The 866-nt window shown below is 61.3% G+C and carries 1 protein-coding gene; it reads right to left on the minus strand.

Going from position 1 to position 866, the window contains the following annotated elements; translation table 11 throughout:
- Positions 1 to 170: 170 nt before the first annotated feature.
- On the minus strand, positions 171 to 866 hold a 696-nt coding region (locus EOA23_RS35105; protein WP_210212530.1), incomplete at its 5' end, for a lytic transglycosylase domain-containing protein.

The following is an 866-nucleotide window of genomic DNA, read 5'->3' on the forward strand; positions in this document are numbered from 1 at the left end:
ATGCTGCCCTGCAGGACACCGACGAACCATTCCAGCACGCCCTCGACCGGGGCGGCTGACTGCGCGTATGCGCTCACCGGCGCGAGCGCCATGCCGACCGCCGCGGCGGCCGTGAACTGCAGGGCGATTTTGCCCGCCTTTTTATAATCCATCCTCATCTCGCTCCTTTTTCAGTTGTCAAAATCGATGACGTGACCGTCTTGCCAGGCGACGCCATCAACCGCGCCGGTCGCGGCTGCGTGATGATCGTCAACAGGGTTGGGAACGGGACCTTTGATCAGCTTGCCGAGCTTCCAGCGATTGAGCACTTTGACCACGTAGTTCGTGGTCTCGTCGTTCACCGGGATGCCGTTGGCCTTGTAGACGTTCTGCTCGCCTGCATTGTAGGCCGCCAACATCAAAAGGGGATCATGGAACTCATCATAAAGCGCTTTCAGATAGCGGACGCCCGCATGGATATTGGCTTTCGCGTCACATCTGTCAGTCACACCGAGACGCGACGCTGTCGCTGGCATAAGCTGCATGATGCCGAGCGCGCCCGTGCGAGACGGCCCTTGATTGCCGCCCATGTCGCTTTCCGCCCAGGCAACCGCCTCGGTCAGATCGGGATCGAAGCCTTCGTCCTCGGCGATCTGGCGCACCAAGGCCGCGGCTTGCCTGCGATCGGTCGGCGCACACCCGCCGCCAATCGTCGAACCGTTATCCGCATCGGAAAAGGTCGAAACCGCCGGGCGGGCCGGCAGTGCAAAGGCCGCCGCGATACGCATCGAGGTCGTGTTGTCCGCATGGGCGCCGAATGGCGCCATGACGGTTGAGAGAGAAAGCGCAAGCGCGATCCGGTTTTTCATTGCGCTACCATATTTGAC

This window comes from Mesorhizobium sp. M2A.F.Ca.ET.042.01.1.1, assembly GCF_003997405.1.
Taxonomy (GTDB): Bacteria; Pseudomonadota; Alphaproteobacteria; order Rhizobiales; family Rhizobiaceae; genus Mesorhizobium.